This window comes from Pseudomonas sivasensis, from assembly GCF_052938085.1.
Window position 1 is genome coordinate 3,989,997 of record NZ_CP176442.1, and the last position, 20,219, is coordinate 4,010,215.

At 58.1% G+C, this 20,219-nt stretch carries 23 protein-coding genes and 1 pseudogene; 14 read left to right on the forward strand and 10 right to left on the reverse strand.

Annotated elements, in window-relative coordinates:
• Positions 1–27 precede the first annotated feature (27 nt).
• Positions 28–1,638: an ABC transporter substrate-binding protein gene (locus tag ACKZ62_RS18210; protein ID WP_032885480.1), complete on the reverse strand. Its 1,611-nt coding sequence runs from the start codon at positions 1,636–1,638 to the stop codon at positions 28–30.
• Positions 1,639–1,710: 72 nt separating this feature from the next.
• Complete coding sequence (locus ACKZ62_RS18215) at positions 1,711–2,865, reverse strand: mandelate racemase family protein (protein WP_447095624.1); 1,155 nt, start codon at positions 2,863–2,865, stop codon at positions 1,711–1,713.
• Between the two features lie 359 nt (positions 2,866–3,224).
• Between ACKZ62_RS18215 and ACKZ62_RS18220 the strand changes: the two genes are divergently transcribed.
• Both ACKZ62_RS18220 and ACKZ62_RS18225 read left to right on the forward strand, forming a co-directional pair.
• Entirely contained in the window at positions 3,225–3,950 is a 726-nt protein-coding gene (locus ACKZ62_RS18220) for an oligogalacturonate-specific porin KdgM family protein (RefSeq protein WP_032885482.1), read from the forward strand.
• Between the two features lie 86 nt (positions 3,951–4,036).
• Positions 4,037–4,870 (forward strand): NAD-dependent epimerase/dehydratase family protein, encoded by an 834-nt coding sequence (locus ACKZ62_RS18225; protein ID WP_095186447.1) that lies wholly within the window; start codon positions 4,037–4,039, stop codon positions 4,868–4,870.
• On the opposite strand, the gene ACKZ62_RS18230 is transcribed toward ACKZ62_RS18225, so the two are convergent.
• Positions 4,810–5,589, reverse strand: coding sequence for a FadR/GntR family transcriptional regulator (locus tag ACKZ62_RS18230; RefSeq protein WP_032885483.1), 780 nt, complete (start codon positions 5,587–5,589; stop codon positions 4,810–4,812). The genes ACKZ62_RS18225 and ACKZ62_RS18230 overlap by 61 nt on opposite strands.
• A 130-nt stretch (positions 5,590–5,719) precedes the next feature.
• A complete protein-coding gene (locus ACKZ62_RS18235) occupies positions 5,720–6,505 on the reverse strand; it encodes an SDR family NAD(P)-dependent oxidoreductase (RefSeq protein WP_447095625.1) in 786 nt (261 codons plus the stop codon).
• A gap of 144 nt (positions 6,506–6,649) precedes the next feature.
• Here ACKZ62_RS18235 and ACKZ62_RS18240 point away from each other — a divergent pair, with 144 nt between their 5' ends.
• From ACKZ62_RS18240 to ACKZ62_RS18270, 7 genes are all read left to right on the forward strand, one after another.
• Positions 6,650–7,195 carry a TetR/AcrR family transcriptional regulator gene (locus ACKZ62_RS18240; RefSeq protein WP_032885485.1) on the forward strand — a complete coding sequence of 182 codons (546 nt, stop codon included), beginning with the start codon at positions 6,650–6,652 and terminating at the stop codon, positions 7,193–7,195.
• A gap of 103 nt (positions 7,196–7,298) precedes the next feature.
• Positions 7,299–8,162 carry a sensor domain-containing diguanylate cyclase gene (locus ACKZ62_RS18245; protein ID WP_032885553.1) on the forward strand — a complete coding sequence of 288 codons (864 nt, stop codon included), beginning with the start codon at positions 7,299–7,301 and terminating at the stop codon, positions 8,160–8,162.
• An 818-nt stretch (positions 8,163–8,980) separates the two neighbouring features.
• Entirely contained in the window at positions 8,981–9,619 is a 639-nt protein-coding gene (locus tag ACKZ62_RS18250; RefSeq protein WP_122764082.1) for a TVP38/TMEM64 family protein, read from the forward strand.
• 10 nt (positions 9,620–9,629) lie between these two features.
• A complete protein-coding gene (locus tag ACKZ62_RS18255; protein WP_010656555.1) occupies positions 9,630–10,013 on the forward strand; it encodes a nuclear transport factor 2 family protein in 384 nt (127 codons plus the stop codon).
• Positions 10,014–10,069: 56 nt separating this feature from the next.
• Complete coding sequence (locus ACKZ62_RS18260; RefSeq protein ID WP_032885487.1) at positions 10,070–10,456, forward strand: nuclear transport factor 2 family protein; 387 nt, start codon at positions 10,070–10,072, stop codon at positions 10,454–10,456.
• A gap of 44 nt (positions 10,457–10,500) precedes the next feature.
• A complete protein-coding gene (locus ACKZ62_RS18265) occupies positions 10,501–10,950 on the forward strand; it encodes an SRPBCC family protein (protein ID WP_122764066.1) in 450 nt (149 codons plus the stop codon).
• A 56-nt stretch (positions 10,951–11,006) separates the two neighbouring features.
• Positions 11,007–11,585: a flavin reductase family protein gene (locus ACKZ62_RS18270; protein ID WP_447095626.1), complete on the forward strand. Its 579-nt coding sequence runs from the start codon at positions 11,007–11,009 to the stop codon at positions 11,583–11,585.
• On the opposite strand, the pseudogene ACKZ62_RS18275 reads toward ACKZ62_RS18270, so the two are convergent.
• The 4 genes and pseudogenes from ACKZ62_RS18275 to ACKZ62_RS18290 form a co-directional block, all read right to left on the reverse strand.
• A pseudogene (locus ACKZ62_RS18275) lies at positions 11,582–11,866 on the reverse strand (FAD-dependent oxidoreductase); the annotation flags it as partial. The gene ACKZ62_RS18270 and the pseudogene ACKZ62_RS18275 sit on opposite strands and share 4 nt — an antisense overlap.
• A 139-nt stretch (positions 11,867–12,005) precedes the next feature.
• Positions 12,006–12,749: an SDR family oxidoreductase gene (locus ACKZ62_RS18280; protein WP_122764065.1), complete on the reverse strand. Its 744-nt coding sequence runs from the start codon at positions 12,747–12,749 to the stop codon at positions 12,006–12,008.
• Positions 12,750–12,819: 70 nt separating this feature from the next.
• On the reverse strand, positions 12,820–13,923 hold the full coding sequence (locus tag ACKZ62_RS18285) for an alkene reductase (protein WP_122764064.1): 1,104 nt from the start codon (positions 13,921–13,923) through the stop codon (positions 12,820–12,822).
• Between the two features lie 52 nt (positions 13,924–13,975).
• Complete coding sequence (locus ACKZ62_RS18290) at positions 13,976–14,557, reverse strand: TetR/AcrR family transcriptional regulator (protein WP_010656561.1); 582 nt, start codon at positions 14,555–14,557, stop codon at positions 13,976–13,978.
• 106 nt (positions 14,558–14,663) lie between these two features.
• Here ACKZ62_RS18290 and ACKZ62_RS18295 point away from each other — a divergent pair, with 106 nt between their 5' ends.
• Together ACKZ62_RS18295 and ACKZ62_RS18300 are read left to right on the forward strand one after the other, a co-directional pair.
• Positions 14,664–14,999 carry a LysR family transcriptional regulator gene (locus ACKZ62_RS18295; protein WP_032885494.1) on the forward strand — a complete coding sequence of 112 codons (336 nt, stop codon included), beginning with the start codon at positions 14,664–14,666 and terminating at the stop codon, positions 14,997–14,999.
• Between the two features lie 109 nt (positions 15,000–15,108).
• Positions 15,109–15,741 (forward strand): TetR/AcrR family transcriptional regulator, encoded by a 633-nt coding sequence (locus ACKZ62_RS18300; protein ID WP_122764063.1) that lies wholly within the window; start codon positions 15,109–15,111, stop codon positions 15,739–15,741.
• 33 nt (positions 15,742–15,774) lie between these two features.
• On the opposite strand, the gene ACKZ62_RS18305 is transcribed toward ACKZ62_RS18300, so the two are convergent.
• Positions 15,775–16,977: a pyridoxal phosphate-dependent aminotransferase gene (locus ACKZ62_RS18305; protein ID WP_447095627.1), complete on the reverse strand. Its 1,203-nt coding sequence runs from the start codon at positions 16,975–16,977 to the stop codon at positions 15,775–15,777.
• A 295-nt stretch (positions 16,978–17,272) separates the two neighbouring features.
• Between ACKZ62_RS18305 and ACKZ62_RS18310 the strand changes: the two genes are divergently transcribed.
• Positions 17,273–17,944 (forward strand): SDR family oxidoreductase, encoded by a 672-nt coding sequence (locus ACKZ62_RS18310; protein WP_447095628.1) that lies wholly within the window; start codon positions 17,273–17,275, stop codon positions 17,942–17,944.
• Positions 17,941–18,606, forward strand: a complete 666-nt coding sequence (locus tag ACKZ62_RS18315; RefSeq protein ID WP_447095629.1) for an NAD-dependent epimerase/dehydratase family protein — start codon at positions 17,941–17,943, stop codon at positions 18,604–18,606. Before ACKZ62_RS18310 ends, ACKZ62_RS18315 begins: the two co-directional genes overlap by 4 nt.
• Here the strand turns inward: ACKZ62_RS18315 and ACKZ62_RS18320 are convergent.
• Entirely contained in the window at positions 18,603–19,184 is a 582-nt protein-coding gene (locus tag ACKZ62_RS18320; RefSeq protein WP_163034946.1) for a TetR/AcrR family transcriptional regulator, read from the reverse strand. The two genes, ACKZ62_RS18315 and ACKZ62_RS18320, sit on opposite strands and share 4 nt — an antisense overlap.
• Positions 19,185–19,338: 154 nt before the next feature.
• On the opposite strand from ACKZ62_RS18320, the gene ACKZ62_RS18325 reads away from it, so the two are divergent.
• Complete coding sequence (locus tag ACKZ62_RS18325; RefSeq protein ID WP_032885502.1) at positions 19,339–20,214, forward strand: LysR family transcriptional regulator; 876 nt, start codon at positions 19,339–19,341, stop codon at positions 20,212–20,214.
• Positions 20,215–20,219 lie beyond the last annotated feature (5 nt).

The following is a 20,219-nucleotide window of genomic DNA, read 5'->3' on the forward strand; positions in this document are numbered from 1 at the left end:
AAACATAGTGAGCTCCTGGTAAATCGATCAGCGCTTTTTGTAGACGTCTTTGTAGCGCGTGGTCGCAGCGGTATGGCCCTGGAAGTCGGCCACGTCGGTGTACACCACCACGGTGTCGGTCATCTGCGAGACCGGCAAAATGGCTCCGACCTGTTGATCGACCTGCTCCTGAATCTCGCGGTACTGAGTCAGTTGCTTACCGGCATCCGGCTCGACTTCCGCGCTCTCAATCAACTGGTTCAACTCAGGGCTGTAGAACGACGTGCGCCAGCCCTGGAAGTTGGTGAGCTTGGCTTCATCGCGGTTATCCGGGTTGTACACCAGGGTGCGCAGGCTGGAATGGGGGTGACGCTCCGCCCCGCCACCGCCGCGACCGACGATGATGTCGAACGTGCGCTCGCGCATGGCGCCGTAGATCTGGTTACCGGTGCCGGTGATGATGCTGGCTTCGATGCCGGCCTGGGCCAGGGTCGATTGCAGGTTGGAGGCGATGTTGATAAACGGCGGTTCGGCCAGCACGCGGATGGTGGTCTTGAAGCCGTTCGGGTAACCGGCTTCAGCCAGTAAGGCTTTGGCCTGCTCGACGTTGAGCTTGTAGCCCGGGTCCGGCAGGCGCGCGGCCAGGCCCAATGGCAGCGGCCGCTGGTTGATCACGCCGTAATGGGGCATGACCGTCTGGTTGATCCCCTGGTAATCGATCAGCGAGCGCACGGCCTTGCGCACACGGGCGTCGGCGAACATTGGCTGCTTCACACTCAGGGCCACGTAATACAAGGTGCCGCGTTGCAGGGTCTGGGTGCGTACTTTGTCGCTTTTCTGCAGGGCTTCGATGTCCGGCGCGGACATGCCTTTGGCGATATCCAGGTCACCGCGCTCGATCATCAGTCGCAATGACTGCGACTCGGTCATGTTGCGCATCACGATGCGCTTGAGCTTGGCCGGGCCGCCCCAGTAACCATCGAAGCGCGTCATCAGGATCACGTCGTTGGCACGCCAGTCATTGAGCACGAATGCGCCACTGCCGGCCGCGTGAGTCACCAGCCAGGCGGCGCCCATGTCACTGCCCTTCTGGTGTTCGAGGACTTTTTTGCGGTCGAGGATGAACGCACTGGGCGAGGTCGCCAGGGTGTTGAGCACCAGCAGCGGGTCGGTCGGCCTTGGCAGTTCGATCACGAAAGTGGTGGGGTCCGTGGCGCGCATGTAGCGCTCGACGTTTTCGGCGGTGAAGCCGTAGGCCTTCCAGGTGGAAGCGAGTGCGAGGTTGAGCTTGAGCACCCGGTGCAGCGACCAGGCAACGTCTTCGGCGCTCAAGTCATTGCCGGACTGGAACTTCACCCCGGTGCGCAGGTTAAAGGTCAGGGTCTTGCGGTCCTCACTGACCTGCCAGCGCTCGGCCAGCGCTGGCACCAGTCGGTCTGGTTGGGCGACGTCCTGCACCAGCAACATGTCATACAGGTTGGCGTTGATTTCCGACACATCCAGACCCGTGGCGGCAGCTGGGTCGAGGGACAACAGGTTGATCATGCTCATGCCGACGATCAGTTGATCGGCCGGCGTTTTGGCAAAGCTTGCCGGTACGGCGGTAACGGCCAGCGCGGCGACGAACACCCGCGCCCACAGCGAAGGGAAAATGCTCATAACAAGAGTGCCTTTTTTATATTTATAGGGCTCTTGATCAGCCCGACGCATGCCGGACTGACCGTGTAAACGTCAGAAGCTTTTAAGCGTATTGGTCTCGATGTAGTTGAAATCGATGTCTTCGCCCAGGCCCGGCAAGTCGGACAGGTGCACAAAACCGTCGTTGTCCATCGGGTCCACCAAGCGATTGAGGTAGGCCGGTACTTCGTCGTAATCCAGGTACGGGTGGAGCAGGCCACGCTCGTACCAGGTGCAGTTCTTGATCGCACCGACCACCGCCAGGTTAGCGGCGCCGTTGCCGTGAATTTCGCAGTCCATGCCAAACGATTCGGCCAGGTGCGCGACCTTCAGGCACGGCGCAATACCACCGACGCCCGCGACACCGGCACGCAAGATATCGCACACATCGTGCTTGACCCAACTGGCGCGGGCGAGGTGTTTGCCGGACAGGGTTTCCGGGCCGAGCACCGGAATATCCAGTTGCCCCGCGAGCCAGGCATAGGACTCGGCTGACTCCTCCATCATCGGTTCTTCGAACCAGGCGAAGTCGAGTTTCTCCAGCTCGCGACCGATGTACAGCGCCTCGGTGCGGCTGTACCAGTGGTAACCGTCGAGCATCAACGCGATGTCCGGGCCCACCGCCTCACGCACAGCAGCGCAAGCCTTGACGTCGATGCGCGGGCTTGGCGCGAAGGACACCGGCGGCATCCAGGTGTGCAGCTTGATTGCCTTGTAGCCACGCTGCACCAGGGTCTCGGCAAAGCGGCCGTAGTCTTCGGGGGTTGCGAGGCCGCCGGGCAGTTCGTCGCCACACATGGTCGAGCCGTAGGCCGGCACCTTGTCGCGGAAACCACCGATCAACTTGTGCACTGGCACGCCGAGTTTGCGTCCTGCCCAATCCCACAGAGCCTGCTCAACCAAGGCCAAGGCGCGGTCGGTCAGTTGGCTGGCACTGCCACGCTGCCAATGGGCGAGGTCTTGCCAGATCTTTTCGCGATCAAAGGCGTTCTGCCCCACCAGCACTTTGCGCACAAACCCATCCAACACATAAGGGCGGATCAATTCAGGGGCGCCGAATGCAAAACCCTCATGGCCGTCTTCAGTCTGGATGCGCAGCAAAGCCATCTGCGCCTGGGTGACATCACCGGGGTGAGCATGGCCGGCGCTGTCCACTGCGCGGCGGGTCGGGTAGGAAAATACCTGGACGTTGACTGCTGTGATTCTCATGGACGTCTTAAGCCTTCTTATTGGATTTGAGACAGGAATGTCGTCTGTTGCGACCGATCATAGGTCATCGTACAACGCTTGAAAAGACCCAATAAACTGCCCCGCCATCCACTGCTTTTCACGTAAAACGCCGTAAAACCCCTATTTTTAAAGACAACTAAGGAATAACGAAGATTGCTTTAAAGCCCTATTCGCCGGGGACATATGTTTCAAAGTGTTTCAAAACGATCGATGGGCGGTAGACGAGTCATCTTGTCGTACGATAACGTATATCGGCACCTTAGATGAGAGCCACACGCAACAACGTATTGCCGTAGCAACCGTCAAACGACCCTAACAAAAACAAAAAAGAAGACCGTATGAACACCACCCTACGCACGCTCGTTACTGCCCTGACCTTCAGCCTGCCGCTCTACGTCAGCGCTGACTCTGCCAGCATCAACTACCGCCACCAGTTCACCGAGGAAGACAGCGCCCACGCTGATCGAATCAAGCTCAACTACCGTCTGGACAGTGGCCTGGGATTTGAAGCGGAGATGAAATACCGCACAGCCGGGGACCGTGAAGATGTCGCGTACGACAACATGGTCAACAACGGGCATGAGTTCACCGTCAGCTACAACTACAAGCTCAGCCCGCAATCGACGTTGACCCCCGCGTTCCAGATGGACAGCTCGAAGGACTCGACCACCTACAAGCTGGGCCTCAAGTACAACTACAAGATCAACGACGCCTTCTACGCCGCCACGCGCTATCGCCTGGACACCAAGAAGCTGGACCGCGATCAGGTCAACGAGGATTTGCCCGATCACATCAAGGATGACCAGACCACCCATCGTTTCGAGGGCTGGCTCGGCTACACACCGGCCAGTAAGTGGGCGTACGAATATCAGTTCATCTATTTCAAGACTGACTACATCCGCTACGACAACAAGAAGAGCGATTACGAACAGAACCTGATCGTCAAATACAAGCTCACCAAGGAATGGGCCCCGTTCATGGAGATTGGTGATGTGAAGGTCAACTCCACCTCAGAAGACCGTCAGGCGCGGTGGCGCTTGGGCGTTCAATACAACTTCATGTAAAGCCCCCTCCCCGCGACTTGCCTGGCGAACGCGCATCGCTCGCCAGGCAATCGCTTTGCATTCAGCGCTCAATGGAAGACCTGACCATGACCACACAACCCAAACCCTTCACCCGCATTTTGCTCACCGGCGCCGCCGGCGGCCTGGGGCAGATCCTGCGGGAAACCTTGCAGGCCCATGCCCACATCGTGCGCGCCTCGGACATCAGCGCGATGGCGCCCAGCGCGGGTGAACACGACGAAGTGATCCAGTGCAACCTGGCCGACAAGGCTGCCGTGGCGGCGCTGGTCGACGGCGTTGACGCGATCGTGCATTTGGGCGGGATTTCAGTGGAGCGGCCGTTCGAAGAAATTCTCGACGCCAATATTCGCGGCACCTTCCACATTTACGAGGCGGCGCGACAACAGGGCGTCAAACGGGTTGTGTTCGCCAGCTCCAATCACGTCACCGGTTTTTACCCTCAAGACGTTGAACTGGATGTGCACGCACAGCGCCGCCCGGATGGTTACTACGCGCTTTCCAAGGCGTACGGCGAAGACCTGGCGGCGTTCTACTTTCATCGATACGGGATTGAAACCGTGAGCTTGCGCATCGGCTCGTCATTCCCCGAACCGCGCAACCGGCGGATGCTGCACACCTGGCTGAGTTACGCGGACCTCGATCACCTGGTGGCCCGCGCCCTGCTGGCCAAGGATGTGGGGCACAGTGTGGTGTATGGCGTTTCGGACAATAAGGAGCGCTGGTGGAGCAATCGGCACGCCGAGCACCTGGGCTTTGCGCCGCAGGACAGCTCGGAACCCTTTCGCGCCAAGGTCGAGCAGCAACCGCAACCGTCGGCGGATGAGCCCGGTGGCCGACTTCAGGGCGGCGCGTTCACCGCAGCGGGGCCGTTCGACAATTCAGCGGCGGCGGCTTCATAGGCCCGGCGCATACGCTCGCGACTGTTGGACAAGTGCAGGCGCATCGCGGCGCGAGCGGCGTCTGCGTCACGGCGCAGGATGGCTTTGTAGATATCCTCGTGCTCGCGGCTCAGGCGCTCCAGGTAAGGTTCCTTGTTGGCGTTGGCCAAGCGTTTTGAGTGCAGGCGCGTACGCGGCAGGATGTTGACCCCCAGGTGCAACATGATGTCGGTGAAGTAGCGATTGCCGGTGGCCAGCGCGATCTGCTGGTGAAACTGGAAGTCCGCCGATACCGCGTAGTCGGCACTCACCGCCCGCGAATTCAGCGCGTCCAGCGAGTCGCGCATCACCTGCAATTGCTGGTCGGTGCGACCCAGGCAGGCCAGACCGGCAGCTTCTACTTCCAGACAGATGCGCAACTCCAGCACTGCCAGCACGTCCTGCAAGGTGACGATGGTGTCAGGGTCAATTCGAAATCCGCTGGGGCTGGGAATATCCTTCACAAACGTGCCGACGCCGTGCCGCGTTTCCACCAGGCCAGACGCTTGCAGACGCGAAATGGCCTCGCGCACCACGGTGCGACTCACACCGTGCTCGGCCATCACTTCAGATTCGGTAGGCAGCTTGGTTGCTCGCGGGAGCTCCCCGCTGCAAATGCGCCGGGAAAGCTCGGTGACCAATTCTTCAGCCAGACTGCGGTGCCGGCGGCGAACGGTGGGCTGGACGTTCGGGTTGTCCATCAAGAACAGGTATCTCGGTTGGCGAATGAATGCCCATCATAGCGCATTCAGTTGTACGACAACCTTCCCTTTAGCCCGCCCCGCGTCCCCATAGGCCAAAGCCTGCGCCGTGGACTCAAACACGCACCCGTTACTGTGGGCGATAGCGCTCAGCAGCGCGAGCCTGACGCAGCTCCGACAACAAGCCCTGACGCGCGGACTGAAGACCGTCCCAGCGCGCGGCGTCATGCAGTGGCGGGATGGTCACGAGTTCACGCCGGTCAAAACCGACCAGTGCGGCATCCACCAGTTCACCCACATCCATGACCTCTGGCAGCGTGTTGATGTCGATGCCCGAGCGCTCCCAGATTTCCGTACGGGTGGCTGCCGGCAACACCGCTTGCACATAAACGCCTTTGCCAGAGAGCTCCATGCTCATGCCCTGGGAAAGGAATTGCACGAACGCTTTAGTCGCGCCATACAGAGTCATTCCCAACTCCGGCGCCAGACCAACCACCGAGCCAATATTCACGATTGCCCCCTCGCCGGCCTGCACCAACCTCGGTGCGACTGCGCGAGCGAGTCGCGTCAGCGAGGTGACGTTCAGCGCGATCAGTTGCTCAATGCTCTCGCCCGTCTGCGCCAGGAAATCTCCCGTCTGGGCCGCGCCGGCGTTGTTGATCAGCACACCGATGCGCGTGTCATCGCGCAGGCGCGCTTCGACCACAGCCAAGTCCGCCTCCTGGGTAAGGTCGGCCTGTAGCACGTCGACATCAACACCGTGCTCCTGGCGCAAGCGCGCCGCCAGCGCTTCCAGCCGCGCCTTGTCGCGGGCGACCAGTATCAGGTTGTGGCCGCGCTGGGCGAAGCGATCGGCATAGGTGGCGCCAATGCCGCTGGACGCGCCGGTAATCAGGATAGAAGAAGCGTTCGTCATGACTGTGCTCTCTGGATTAACGATGATTGAGTGTGGCGGGACTTATGATGTCGATCATAATCTTATCCGTCAATGGTTTTGATGTTGATTGACATCAATGTATAGTGAGCACCGAAAACAGTCGTCACCAGCGAGGGTAAAGGTATGAGGGTCAGCAAGGCACAAGTGCAGTTAAACCGCGCGCACATCGTCGAAACGGCCTCCAGATTGTTCCGTGAGCGCGGCTATGACGGTGTCGGCGTGGCAGACCTCATGGCAGAAGCCGGGTTCACCCATGGCGGGTTCTACAAGCATTTCGGGTCCAAAGCCGACTTAATGGCTGAAGCCGCCGCAAACGGGCTGTCCCAATCGCTGACCAACAGCGCCGGGCTGGGCGCCGATGAGTTCTTCAATCGCTACGTATCCAGAGAGCACCGTGATGCCCCCGGCCAGGGTTGCACGATGTCGGCCCTGTGCGGGGACGCGGCGCGTCAATCGCAAACGGTAAAGGCAACGTTCGCCGAAGGCATTGAAAACGCATTGGCCGCCCTTCAGCAGGACGCTGCCGAGCTGGATAAGGACGCTCGGGAACAGATGATCAACCGATTCGCCCATGCGGTCGGCGCCGTGGTGTTATCCCGGGCCTGTCCCGATGACTCGCCATTGGCGGATGAAATTTTGGATGTGTGCCGCAAGGCAATGACCGTGTGAGATGAAAAGCCGCAGAGGGCACTGAAAATTAGCAGAATTGCTCGCCGCCGCCCTTCATGATCGGGCTATGATCGGCAGATATGAACCGGATACCCGATGCATCATGCCCGTAGACCTGCAAGCTCTCTATCCCAAACTTATCCACCTGATGCTGGATACGGTGTTTGTCGTCGACAGTGAAAACCAGATTGTGTTTGTGAGCGATGCCTGCGAGGCATTGCTCGGCTACCGTGCAGAAGAACTGACCGGCACTCTGATCACCCATTACATGCACCCTGAAGACCTGCCACGCACGCGGGCCTCGATTGTCCGGGTGATGAATGGCAAACCCCATGTCGACTTCCGCAACCGCTATATCCGCAAGGACGGCAGTATCGTGCACATCCTGTGGGCAGCTTTCTGGTCCAAGGAGGTGGGCGCACGGATCGGGGTCGCCAGGGACGTGACAGCCCTTACCAAAGCCGAAGAGGAACTACGCTTCCTCGCCCATCATGACCCACTGACAGCGCTGACCAACCGGTCGTTGTTCAATGATCAACTGAACCAGGCCCTGCACGCCGCACAGACTCACAACAGCACCCTGGCGCTGCTGTTTCTGGATATCAATGACTTCAAGGGCATCAACGATGTGCATGGCCATGCCATGGGCGATCGCGTGCTGTGTGTGATTGCTCGACGGTTGGAACGTTGCGTACGCGAGAGTGACTTGGTGGCACGGATGGGCGGTGATGAATTCACCGTACTGCTGACCGATGTGCCGTCGAAGGACGCTATCGCGGAGAGGGTGGCGCAAATCCTCGCGGTCATGGCCGAGCCGTTGAGCGCTGAATTTGACGGGGTACAAATGCCGTCCTGCAGTGTCGGCGTGGCGTGCTATCCGGCGGACGGAGAGGACGCCGATACGCTGCTTAGCCATGCAGACGGTGATATGTACCGGATAAAAAGGCAGCGGTTTGCCACTGAGTGACATCGGTAGTTAGGGTCGTTGTCGCACGCCCTGGCGTGCCCCCGTCGAGTACATCAGTCCGCGGGTATCGTTATCCCCGCTTATTGGCTCACCTCACGCGCAGCTTTGACCCACCCATGCGACCTGTTCTGGTGCCCATCAACCGGAAGGACGAATTCGTTGCACTGAGCCTCAACCGGGAAACCAGGGTTCCAAAGTAAAGCGCATTCCCTCTTTGAATGCCTCCAAGCGCACATTCGCCGAGTTGGCGCAGTCGCTCGGCCATTGCAACGCATTGCTCAACAGCGGCGGCTCCATACAAGCGTCGACGCTGGTAAGACAGAGACGGGATGAAGCTGCGGGTACTCAGCACGTCGCTAACATTGACCCCACATAAAAAAGACACCGAAGCGTCCACTCCCTAAATCACAGGCAAAAAAAGCCACTCACTTGAGTGGCTTTTTAATGCTTGGAGCGGGAAGCGAGACCTGCACTTTGTGATTTAGCCACTGATTTATAAGTATTTTTTATTACGCCAGTGAAAGAGCACTTGGTGTATCGACTTGTTTTTTGTCGATTTAAAACGCGAACGGACGAGCGGTTAAACCGCACCAGAGCAAGGGTTTTTCTCCTACCTAACCGGGCAATCAGGCTGAATCGGCAGGATCAGTTGCAGCGCAATATTATTGCGCTCACCAACACCGAAAGTAATGTCTTGACACCAACTGTAGTGGTCACTATAGAATGCACGCAATATGTAGCGATCGCTAATTAAATGGCTTTCAGTGATGCGCTGGACGGGAAGCATTCCCACAAACTGAATGAGTCGGATAGGCAACGTGATAGACCTGGCCGTACACAGCGTCGTGCAGTGGACCGAGATTATTCGCTCGCTCGGAGTCGTCGGGACTGCGCTGTATGCCGCGATATTTGTGGTGGGCACTGTAGCCTTCGTACCCGCCTCGATGCTCACGGCGCTCGCAGGTTTTTTGTACGGCCCGATGGGCGGAACGCTGCTCATCTCGCCCGCTGGCTTGCTCTCTGCAGCGGTCGCGTTTGCCTTGGGCAGATCGCTTCTGCGCCCTTGGGTCAAACGACGCCTGGCGAACAGCCCCACATCAGCGGCGGTCGACCACGCAATCGAGTCAGGAGGTTTTCGAATTGTTTTCCTCTTGCGCCTGGCGTCCATCGTGCCGTTCGCTCCGCTGAGCTACGGACTCGGAGCCAGCCGAATCGCCCGTCGAGATTTCCTGCTGGCGACTTGGATCGGCCTGCTTCCTGGAACATTTCTGTATGCGTACCTGGGCTCTCTGGCGGCTGATGTCGCACAGATAATCAGTGGCGAGGTAACGACCCATCGATCGACTCAAATGATGACTTGGACGGGTCTGGTCGTTGCATTGATCGCCTTACTGACCATCGCTGGTTATGCACGCAAAGCGATCAACCAAGCCCTTCTTCCACCCTCTTCAAACTAGGAGTTACACCATGAGCAACCCAACTTACGTCGAAGACTACAACGCCATCGTCACGGTGCTGAACCACTACAACGAAGGTGGCAAGCAGGCCAAAAGCAGCCTCATGAAACCTGCCTTCAGCGAGCAGGCCACCATCTTTGGTGTAGATGGCGAAGGCAAGCTGACCGGAGGCCCGATCCAGGGTCTGTTCGACATCATCGACAGCGCCTTCCGTCCCTCACCGGAAGCCAAAGGCGCCATCGTCAACGTCGATATCGTAGGCACCGCTGCCAGCGCACGTATCGATACCAATGACATCTCCGGCTTCTGCTTCACCGATTTCTTCAACCTGCTGAAGGTTGACGGAAAGTGGACCGTCATCAGCAAGATCTACCACACCCACGTTGCTCCTTAACCCAGCCGTTTGAACCGCGCCCTATTGGCGCCAAAACCATGCGAAGGCGTTTGACCATGAGCAAAAACATCAAAGCTGTACCCACCCAGGACTACAACGCCGTTGTCGCCGTGGCCCAGCAATACGCTGACGGCCTGCGTGCCGGCAGCCCGGAAGTGCTGGAGCAGGCCTTCCACAAGGAAGCAGTGATGTACGGCTTCACCAACGGCAAACTGTTGGGCGGCCCGATCAGCAACCTGTTCGACTTCGTCCGTACCAATGGCACGGCCCCGGATATCAGTACCCGCCTGGACGTGCTGGCGATCACCCCAACCACCGCCGTGGTAAGGGTGGATATGGAAAAGGACGCGATCGGTGCCGACTACAACGATTACCTGACACTGATCAAAATCGACGGCACCTGGAAGGTGATCGCCAAGGTTTATCACCAGTTCGAAGGCTGACCCGAGCGGCCTGAACGCAATGCTGTTTCTTAAGGTGATGAATCATGGCAAAAGTTGAATACAACGCCGTTGTAGACGGCGGCGCCGAGCGCGTTTGGGATGTACTCAAGCGCTTCGGCAAGATCAGCCAGTGGCACCCGGCGATCCCGCAGAGCGTCATCGAAGACGGTCAGCCTGACGGACTGGTTGGCTGCATCCGTCGGCTGACGTTGCAGGACGGCGCCATTCTGCGCGAGCAGTTGTTGTCGGTAGACGCGGTGAATCTGCAGTTCTCCTACCGCTTCGTTGAAGCACCACTGCCCGTCGACAACTACGTGTTGACCGTGCGACTGATTCCGCTGACCGGCGAACAGAAAACCGTGATTCTGTGGTCTGCGACCTTCGACACACGCGAGCCTGATCCCCAGGGGCAATGGACCTCGACCATCGAGTCGCTCATTGTCGGCGGTCATGAAAGCCTCCAGGTATACCTGAACCAAACCGCTACAGCGTGAATGTGCCCTACCCCGCTCCAGCAATGGATGCGGGGTTTCATTTTTCTGGAGTGACGATGCACGACCACATTGCCGAAGTGCCGCTTGAAAAGGCCTACCGGCTGATCAACCACGGCCCCACCGTGCTGGTATCTGCTCAACACGAGGAGACTCGAAATGTGATGGCCGCGGCATGGGCCTGTGCATTGGATTTCTCACCCCCCAAAGTCACTGTGGTGCTGGACAAGATCGCCCAAACCCGCGAACTCGTAGAGCTTAGCGGCGTGTTTGTGATTCAGGTTCCGACGGTGGCACAGCTGCAATTGACCTGCGATGTGGGCAGCGTCAGCCTCCAGGAAGATCCACAGAAGCTGGCTCATAGCGGCGTCGAGCGGTTCAGTATCAGCGGCCATGACGTGCCATTCGTGGCCGGCTGCTCGGCCTGGCTTGCGTGCAAACTATTGCCCGAACCTCACAACCAGTCGACCTACGACCTGTTTATCGGTGAAGTCGTCGCTGCCTGGGCCGACACACGGGTATTCAGCGACGGCCATTGGCACTTTGAGCGTGCGCACCCGGACTTTCGTAGCCTGCACTACATCGCAGGCGGCCACTTTTATGCGATCGGAGAAGCGCTAACCCCATCAGTGATCTAGTGCAGTTTCAACCGAGGCACGGTGCCTGGCCCCAACAAGTGGTTACCCAACATCAGTAATCCCGAGGGTACCAGGCCATAGCGCGCGACTTGGGGCATGCGGTACAGCGATGCATAGAACGCCCGCGCCAACCATCCTTCCAGCGTCACACTGCCCGTGAGTTTACCCATCAGGTAACCCACCGCCGAATAGCGTGACAGCGAGACCAGCAAGCCATAGTCCCTGTAGACATAGGTCGGCAGGGCTTTGCCTTCAAACCGGGCTCGCAGGCTCTTCGCCAGCGCCACCGTCAACAATCAAAATGCGAGTGTTATTGAAGGGACTCATTGCTTTTACTTGGGCGGACAGGACGGATCCTGTAGCGCCCAGGCACACGGCGTTGCGGCGGTGCCTGGGCTGGGTGATTTCAACGCTTATGACTTACCAATCCTGGCGGGTCGGCGAAATGATCAGGTCGTTGACGGTGACGTTTTCAGGCTGATTCAGTGCATACACCACTGCGCGCCCAATATCGTCCGGCGAGATAGCGATTTTATTCAGCTCTTGCGCCGCTTTACGGCCTGCCGGGTCGGTGACTTTATCGGCCCAACCGGTGTTGATCACACCCGGGCTGACCGTGTTGACACGGATGCCGTGCTGAACGCCCAGCTCTTTGCGCATCGACTCAGTCATGGCCTGCACGAAGAACTTGGTGGCGCTGTAGATACCCGCAGCAGGCCCGACCTGGTGACCGGCGACCGAATCCATATTCAGGATCTGGCCCGACTTCTGTTTCAGCATGAACGGCAACACCGCTGCGATAGCATGCAGGTAGCCTTTGATGTTCACGTTGATCATCTTTTCCCAATCATCGGTGGCCAGGTCGACCCAGTTGGAAAACAGCATCAAGCCTGCGTTGTTGATCAGGATATCCACCGAACCGAAAGAGTCCTGGGCGAATTGCGCGAGCGCTTTCATATCCTCAGGGTTGGTAACGTCGCTGACGCGACCTACCGCGTCCCCGCCCTTGCCTTTCAACTCGCTGACCATGGCGTCCAGGCCTTGCTGGTCCAGGGCTGCCGCGACGATTCGAACGCCTTTCTCAGCTAAGGCACGTGCCGATGCAGCACCCAGCCCGGACGATGCGCCAGTGATGATCGCGGTTTTATTCTGCAGATAGTTCATGGGCGTTACTCTCGTTGGTGACTGCCCGTCTGTGCGGACAGTTTTTGGGGTTATCGCGGATATAACGGGATCAGTAGTTGCCGACGGGCCAGTCGGTGTAGGCCTTCGCGCCGCCGCCGTAGTACGACTCGCGCGGTGCGATGGTCAGTTCGGCCCCACGACGCAAGCGCTCAACCAGATCCGGGTTGGAGATAAACAGGCGGCCAAACGCTACGGCGTCGATCTTGCCTTGGGCGCGGCGCTCGATAGCCATGTCCAGGTCGTAGTTGTTGTTGCCGATGAATGGCCCGTTGAACTGCGCGCTCAATGCGTCCATGTCCACGCCTTCCGGTACATCACGCGAGGTGGCGGTAGCGCCTTCAACGAAGTGCAGGTAAGCCAGGTCGAATGCGTTCAGTTGCTGGATCAGGTAGCCATACATCGCCATCACGTTGCTGTCGGGCGGCGTGTTGCCGGCGTCAGGCGTGACCGGCGACAGGCGGATGCCAACCCGGTCGTTGCCCCAGATCTTGACGATTGCTTCGGTCACTTCCAGGGTCAGACGCGCACGGTTCTCGATGGAGCCGCCGTACTGGTCGGTGCGATGGTTGGTCGAGTCCCGCAGGAACTGGTCCAGCAGGTAGCTGTTGGCCGAATGAACCTCTACACCATCAAAACCAGCGCGCTTGGCATTCTCGGCAGCACGTTTGTACTGCTCGATGATCCCCGGGATCTCATCGGTTTCAAGCGCCCGTGGCATCGACACCGGAACGAAGCCGTTGGTGGTATAGGTGTCGCCTTCAGCCTTGATCGCGGAAGGCGCGACCGGTGCGGCACCGTCAGGTTGCAGCTCAACACTGGAGAACCGCCCCACATGCCATAGCTGGCTGACGATCTTCCCGCCGGCGGCATGCACGGCGTCCGTGACTTTCTTCCAGCCCGCAACTTGCTCCTCACTCCAGATGCCTGGAGTGGCCGCGTAACCGCGGCCTTGCGCGGAAATATTGGTGGCCTCGGCGACGATCAAGCCCGCGGTGGCGCGTTGAGCGTAATACTCAGCGTGCAGCTCGTTGGGGATGCCATCTTCGGCATAGCGGCTACGGGTCACGGGCGCCATCAAAATACGGTTGGCGAGTTTCATTGCGCCCAGGTTGATGGGGGTGAATAAGTCGGTACGAGTGGCGTTGTCTGTCATGATGGACCTCAGCTAAATAGACCGGTCGTCTAGTAAATTGATAAAAAAATAGCTACGACAAAAGTCGCTTTGCCAGCGTCAGGGATGTTTCAAAGGCGTCGTCGCGCTTGCCGATCTTCATCATCAACGAAGCACCGAGCCAAACCTGATAGAGCGATTGCGCAAGCGTCGCGCTTGGCGCTGTGGACGTGATCGAACCATCTACAAGCCCCTGCTCAATACAGCGCTCAAGCTTTGCGTGGATGGCCTGCGTACCTCGGTCGAGCACCAGGCGCATGCCCTCCGAGAGGTCACAGACCTCGGCGCCCAATTTGACCACCAGGCACTTGTCGGTAGGCAAATCAGAACACTGGGTTTGCGCCCAATACTGGAAGTAACTCAGCAGCCTTTGCGCGGCGGGTGCAGAACCCATCAACAGCGTGTCGACTGTTGCGAGGTAGTCGGAAAAATACTGTTCAAGCAATGCCTGACCAAATTCTTCCTTGGATTTGAAGTAGTGGTAGAACGAACCTTTAGGCACGCTCGCAGCCGCTACCACCTCAGCCAACCCTACGCTGGTGTAGCCTTTGTGAGTCATCAACGTCCTGGCGACATCCAGGATGTGTTGGCGTGTTTCAGAATGATGCTTTTTCATAAGGCAGCCACTCTATTTAAAACTAGACCGGTCGTCTAGTAGATTTTAGAATAGCTTCACGTTCTACGACCAACGGCGAACGAAGACAAATGACAGGGTAAAGCTCATGAACACACCTCCCCCCACGTCAACGTTCAATACCGAGTGCCTTGCGCAATTCAACCTCAATTGCCTGGTGATCTTCGCTGCGCTGTATCAGGAAAAGAGTGTCACCAGGGCGTCCGAGCGCTTGAACATCGGACAGCCCGCGGTCAGCAACAGCCTGTCCAAGCTCAGGCTGATTTTTCAGGATCCACTGTTTTTTCGCCGAAACGCAGAGATGGTGCCCACCGCAGTCGCCGTTGATATTGCGAAGCATGTGATACCGCTATTGAGCGGTATTGGCCACGTGCTTGAGCGATACAACGTTCCGGCTCTTGGGCACGCGTCACGGCCGACCTGAAAGCTCAGAGTTACGCTGCGCAACCGAAAATTTCATTTTGTGTATCATTGGGCAGAACTTTCTTCCAGGCATGCTCGTCTGGCGATACGCCCCCAAGGTGCTGCACTCAATGACCAACTCCACCCCAATCTCTGTTCCACGCGCAAAAGGACGCCCGCGCGCGTTTGATCGAGACCAGGCTCTGCTGCAGGCGCTGGCAGTGTTTTGGAGGCGTGGCTACGAGCCGGCTTCTGTGGCGGAATTGTGTTCAGCCATGAGCATCAGCCCTCCCAGTCTGTATGCGGCGTTCGGCAACAAAGCCAAGTTATTTCTCGAAGCGGTTGCCTACTACGAAGCGACGTTCTGGGATGCCACGTGGGAGCGCATGGACACCGAGCCAGACATCGTGCGCGCCATCAGCGAGTTCTTCCACACCTCAGCGTCGATCCTGACCGAACCCGAGGCGCCCTGTGGCTGCATGGTCGTCCTCGCGGCAGTCAATGTCTCCGACGATGCCGGTGAAGTCACCGCGACCCTCAAGGCCTTGCGCCAGGAAGGCCGTGACTACTTACAGCAGCGCTTGGATCGCGCAGTGGAACAAGGTCAGCTCAAACCGGAAACCAACACTCGCCTGCTCGCCGCGGCCTTGAATACATTGCTCGAAGGCATGTCCCTGCAGGCACATGACGCTGCCACCAGGGAAGATCTGCAAGGCATCGGCGCAACAGCCGTAGCGATGCTGAGCCCTTCCCTGTCAGCTTGACTGGAACCAACTCTGCTAAACCAAACGCTGCACTCAAGCAAGCTGTTCACACGCAGCCTTGATGCGCGCGCATGCCTGCTCCAGCAGCACCGTGGAGGTCGCAAAGGAGATGCGGAAATAACCCTCCAACCCAAACGCACTCCCCGGCACCACCGCCACCTGTGCGGCTTCGAGCAGGTACTGGCAGACATCCACGTCATTAGTCAGCACCACACCTGCAGGCGTTTTGCGCCCGAACAGCCCCGAGCATGAAGGGAAGAGATAAAAAGCGCCCTCCGGACGGCGACACACCAAGCCGGGAGTGGTGTTAAAAGCGTCCAGGCAAAGATCCCTGCGCTGACGAAACACTTCATTGCGCTCAGCCAGAAAATCGATAGGCCCGTCCAGCGCTGCCACGGCAGCCGCCTGGGATATTGCGCAGGGGCTGCTCGTGGTCTGCGATTGAATGGTGGCCATGGCAGCAATTAGAAGTTTAGGACCGCCCGCATAACCAATGCGCCAGCCCGTCATAGAATAGGCCTTTGAAACGCCATTCACGGTCACCACGCGACCATGTAACGCCGGCACCTGCGAAGCCAGCGTGGAAAACACCCAACCGTCGTAACTCAGGTGCTCGTACATATCATCCGTCAACACGTAGACCTGCGGATGCTCCAACAATACGGCGCCCAACCGATCAAGCTCTGCCGCGCTATAACCCGCCCCCGTCGGGTTGCTCGGCGAATTCAAAATCAGCCACTTGGTACGCGGCGTGATGGCTTGCTGGAGTTGCTCGGCGGTGATCTTGAAATGCTGATGGACCGCGCAGGGGATTTCCACGGGCGTGCCCCCCGCCAGGCGCACCATGTCCGGATAGGACACCCAGTAAGGCGCAGGAATGATGACTTCATCTCCGGGGTTAAGGGTGGCCTGCAGCGCGTTGATCAGCACTTGCTTACCGCCGGTGCCGACGCTGATTTCGTCTGTCGCGTAGGTGATGCCGTTTTCACGCTGAAACTTTCGAACGATCGCCGCTTTGAGTTCTGGAGTGCCGTCGACATCGGTGTAGCGGGTCTGGCCTGCATCAATCGCCGCCTTGGCAGCCGCATTGATGTGATCGGGGGTTGGAAAGTCCGGCTCGCCGGTTGACAGGCTGATGATATCGGCCCCATTGCGGCGTAACTCTGCCGCCTTGCGCGTGATTGCCAGCGTTGGCGAGGGTTTAACCGCTTTCAGCAAATTTCCGAGCAATTGCATGGGGCCACTCTTTGAGCTTTTGTTGATAGTGCATCAATGCTAGCGGTCTCCAGCAGACAATTAAAACAATATATATGGATGCGAAAAATCAATTTTATTTGTTTATTCCGGGCTGATTTTTTTGGCCTCTGGCGCCGTTTGAACACAAGGCGCGTGCCCGGGGCCAAATCTCCCAGGCGCTTGACAATTTCTGTAGTGACCAATATAGAATAACCTTCAGCGTGCATTCGCCGAGCGCGTTTTCAGGTTCGCTTGAGCGGGAAATTTTTGAAACATCGCCTGATCTGGAGGAACTATGCACTCAGTTTTTATCGTCGGTGGTTCGGGTAAAGTGGCCCGAAGCCTTGCTCGACAACTGGCAGACCGAGGCCATCAACCACATTCGTTATACCGTCATGCGGAACAGGCCGAGGGACTCGAAGCACTCGGCGCCATCCCCGTTGCCGGTAACTTGCTTGACCTCGACACAGAGGCTCTGGCCAAGCTGATGGCGGGGAGTGATACCGTGGTATTCGCCGCGGGTGCCGGCGGCAAAGGCGGCGCGCAGATGACGGATGCCATCGACGGTCACGGCCTTGAGCTGTCCGTAGCCGCGGCTGAGTTGGCGGGCATCCAGCGCTTTATTCTTGTGTCGGCGTTTCCAGAGGCATCGCGTGGCAAATCGGTTTCCGAGACCTTCGAAAACTACATGGTCGTGAAAAAACGCGCCGACGTGCATTTGGCCGCAAGCGATCTAGACTGGGTCATTCTGCGCCCCGGCACCTTGCTGGACTCACCCGGCAGTGGCAAGGTCCACGCTGGCCTGGCTATCCCCTATGGCGACGTGCCGCGTGACGATGTCGCCGCAGCCTTGTTGCAGATCATCGAACAGCCCGGCGTCAGTCGCGTCATCATCGAACTGACCCAAGGCAGCACACCGGTCAACAAGGCTATCCAGCGTTTTGTGCGGGATAGCACTCAAGCATGAACGAACCCACAACATTCAAGCTGCTACTGGTCGGCGCAAGCGGGCTGGTTGGCAGCCATGTATTGGATCTGGCCCTGTCGGATCCGCGCGTCGGCAAGGTCTACGCGCCAACACGCAAGACTTTGGCGGCGCACCCTAAACTCATCGCCACGCCCATCGATTTTGATCACTTGGACGAACAGGCTGATCGCTGGCAAGCAGATGCAGTGATCTGCGCGCTGGGTACCACGCTTAAAACAGCCGGCTCCAGAGCAGCCTTCGAGCGAGTTGACCACACCTATCCATTGGCAGTGGCCAGGCTCGCACGCGCGCATGGAACGCCGACCTACGTGCTCAATTCGGCTATCGGCGCAGATGCGGGATCTTCGTTTTTCTATAACCAGGTCAAAGGCCGCTTGGAACAGGATCTGGCGAGGGTGGGGTTTGAATCGCTGACGTATGTGCGGCCGGGTGTCATCGGAGGCAAGCGTGAGGAAGTGCGCCATGCCGAGCGTGCACTGATCCGGATGCTCAAGCTTGCATCGCCGCTGTTACCTGAACGCTGGCGTCTCAACCCCCCGGCGCTGATTGCGCGGGCATTGCTTGAGGCCGCGATCAGTCAGGAGCCTGGCATTCATGTGGTGCCATCGAGCAGCATGACCAAGCCTGCCGATCGGCACTAAGCCAACAAGCGTCGGCTCATATCAAGCGCAGCATCAAAAGGCTCGCGTGTTCTGTTGACCTTGACCAACAACGAGGCGCCCAACCACATCTGGTAGAGCGCTTCAGCCAATATTGCTGAGTCAACCGACGCACTTATGGAGCCATCCGCTTTACCCTGCTCAACACAACGAACCATCCGCTCGATGATCAGGGCAGTCCCCTTCTCAAGTACGCCGCGCATGTTTTCGGACAGATCACACACTTCCGCACCCAATTTGACCACCAGGCATTTTTGATCGGTGTGATCAAACGCCTGTGTCTCGGCCCAATAGCGTAGATAGCTCAGCAGACGTTCGGCGCCGCTGCCCTCACTGGCCAACTGCACATCGACACACGTGAGGTACTCTTCAAAGTACTCTTCGAGCAGCGCTTGGCCGAACTCTTCCTTTGATCGAAAGTAGTGATAGAACGACCCTTTAGGTACACCCGCGGCCGCGAGCAGCTCGGTAAGACCAACGGCGGTGTAACCTTTCTGGGTCATCAGCGACCTGGCGACATCGATGATGTGCTGGCGCATGTCATGGGCGGGTTTCTTCATAATGCGGCGCATGCTATCAAAAAAAACGATCCAGCGGCAGGCGCCCGGTGGAGCACCTGCCGTTTGTTCACCCGTAACGGAAGCAATTTTACGCAGCGCTTCAGCGACAAAAATATAAATACATTTCGAAGCAAAACATAATTATTATTTGAGCATGATCAAAGAACTGAAAACACTTATCGCTGTGGCAAGAGAAGGCACATTTGCGGCTGCCGGCAGCAAAATCGGCCTCACCCAAGCCGCCGTCAGCGCCCAGATGCAACGCCTTGAGGCGGAGCTAGGGGTACAGCTATTCGACCGTAAGGGACGCTCGGCTCAGCTCAATCGAATGGGTCACCAGGTTTTGGCGCAGGGTCAGGAACTGGTACGCCAATTTAAAGACCTGGGCTCGACATCGGTGGGTCTTCCTGCGAATGTTTTGATCACCATTGGAGCGATTGCCTCGGTTCAGCGCTCCTTCTTGCCAGAAGCCCTGGCTGAATTTCATCAACGATCTGCGCAATGCAGAACGCGAGTGCTCCCCGGCTTGTCGATGGAGTTGGTGAACCAAGTCGATTCAGGCGAAATCGATATGGCCGCGATAATCCGCCCGCCCTTCTCGCTTCACAGTGATCTGCGCTGGACAACCTTGGCGCGAGAACCTTACCGGCTGATCGTCCCCGCCGATATGCCGGGAGACGATTGGGCTGAATTGATATCGAGCCAACCCTTTATCCGCTATGACCGATCATCCTTCGGCGGACGCCAAGTTGATAGGTTTCTGCGACAAACCCATTTTTCATTACACGAAGTCTGCGAACTCGACGAACTGGATGCAATCGTCAAACTGGTTGCAAACGGCGTTGGAGTCGCCTTGGTGCCAGAAACGGCCACCCGTAAAGAATGGCCTGCCGAGGTACGTGCAATCGACCTGAAACAACGTACATTCCATCGCGATATTGGTTTGGTGCACCGTGCACGCCGCAGTCTAACTGAGCCAGTAAAACTACTGGCTCAACTGATTACCGAGCATGCAGTGAAGAAGAATTAGATAAG

Excerpts from the sequence above, each read along its gene's own strand:
- ACKZ62_RS18310 (WP_447095628.1), top strand. The coding sequence starts at position 17,273 with ATGCACTCAGTTTTTATCGTCGGTGGTTCGGGTAAAGTGGCCCGAAGC.
- ACKZ62_RS18295 (WP_032885494.1), top strand. The coding sequence starts at position 14,664 with ATGAACACACCTCCCCCCACGTCAACGTTCAATACCGAGTGCCTTGCG.
- ACKZ62_RS18320 (WP_163034946.1), bottom strand. The coding sequence starts at position 19,184 with ATGAAGAAACCCGCCCATGACATGCGCCAGCACATCATCGATGTCGCC.
- ACKZ62_RS18290 (WP_010656561.1), bottom strand. The coding sequence starts at position 14,557 with ATGAAAAAGCATCATTCTGAAACACGCCAACACATCCTGGATGTCGCC.
- ACKZ62_RS18210 (WP_032885480.1), bottom strand. The coding sequence starts at position 1,638 with ATGAGCATTTTCCCTTCGCTGTGGGCGCGGGTGTTCGTCGCCGCGCTG.
- ACKZ62_RS18300 (WP_122764063.1), top strand. The coding sequence starts at position 15,109 with ATGACCAACTCCACCCCAATCTCTGTTCCACGCGCAAAAGGACGCCCG.
- ACKZ62_RS18305 (WP_447095627.1), bottom strand. The coding sequence starts at position 16,977 with ATGCAATTGCTCGGAAATTTGCTGAAAGCGGTTAAACCCTCGCCAACG.
- ACKZ62_RS18265 (WP_122764066.1), top strand. The coding sequence starts at position 10,501 with ATGGCAAAAGTTGAATACAACGCCGTTGTAGACGGCGGCGCCGAGCGC.
- ACKZ62_RS18240 (WP_032885485.1), top strand. The coding sequence starts at position 6,650 with ATGAGGGTCAGCAAGGCACAAGTGCAGTTAAACCGCGCGCACATCGTC.
- ACKZ62_RS18260 (WP_032885487.1), top strand. The coding sequence starts at position 10,070 with ATGAGCAAAAACATCAAAGCTGTACCCACCCAGGACTACAACGCCGTT.
- ACKZ62_RS18235 (WP_447095625.1), bottom strand. The coding sequence starts at position 6,505 with ATGACGAACGCTTCTTCTATCCTGATTACCGGCGCGTCCAGCGGCATT.
- ACKZ62_RS18315 (WP_447095629.1), top strand. The coding sequence starts at position 17,941 with ATGAACGAACCCACAACATTCAAGCTGCTACTGGTCGGCGCAAGCGGG.
- ACKZ62_RS18230 (WP_032885483.1), bottom strand. The coding sequence starts at position 5,589 with ATGGACAACCCGAACGTCCAGCCCACCGTTCGCCGCCGGCACCGCAGT.
- ACKZ62_RS18285 (WP_122764064.1), bottom strand. The coding sequence starts at position 13,923 with ATGACAGACAACGCCACTCGTACCGACTTATTCACCCCCATCAACCTG.
- ACKZ62_RS18215 (WP_447095624.1), bottom strand. The coding sequence starts at position 2,865 with ATGAGAATCACAGCAGTCAACGTCCAGGTATTTTCCTACCCGACCCGC.
- ACKZ62_RS18280 (WP_122764065.1), bottom strand. The coding sequence starts at position 12,749 with ATGAACTATCTGCAGAATAAAACCGCGATCATCACTGGCGCATCGTCC.
- ACKZ62_RS18270 (WP_447095626.1), top strand. The coding sequence starts at position 11,007 with ATGCACGACCACATTGCCGAAGTGCCGCTTGAAAAGGCCTACCGGCTG.
- ACKZ62_RS18225 (WP_095186447.1), top strand. The coding sequence starts at position 4,037 with ATGACCACACAACCCAAACCCTTCACCCGCATTTTGCTCACCGGCGCC.
- ACKZ62_RS18325 (WP_032885502.1), top strand. The coding sequence starts at position 19,339 with ATGATCAAAGAACTGAAAACACTTATCGCTGTGGCAAGAGAAGGCACA.
- ACKZ62_RS18255 (WP_010656555.1), top strand. The coding sequence starts at position 9,630 with ATGAGCAACCCAACTTACGTCGAAGACTACAACGCCATCGTCACGGTG.
- ACKZ62_RS18220 (WP_032885482.1), top strand. The coding sequence starts at position 3,225 with ATGAACACCACCCTACGCACGCTCGTTACTGCCCTGACCTTCAGCCTG.
- ACKZ62_RS18245 (WP_032885553.1), top strand. The coding sequence starts at position 7,299 with ATGCCCGTAGACCTGCAAGCTCTCTATCCCAAACTTATCCACCTGATG.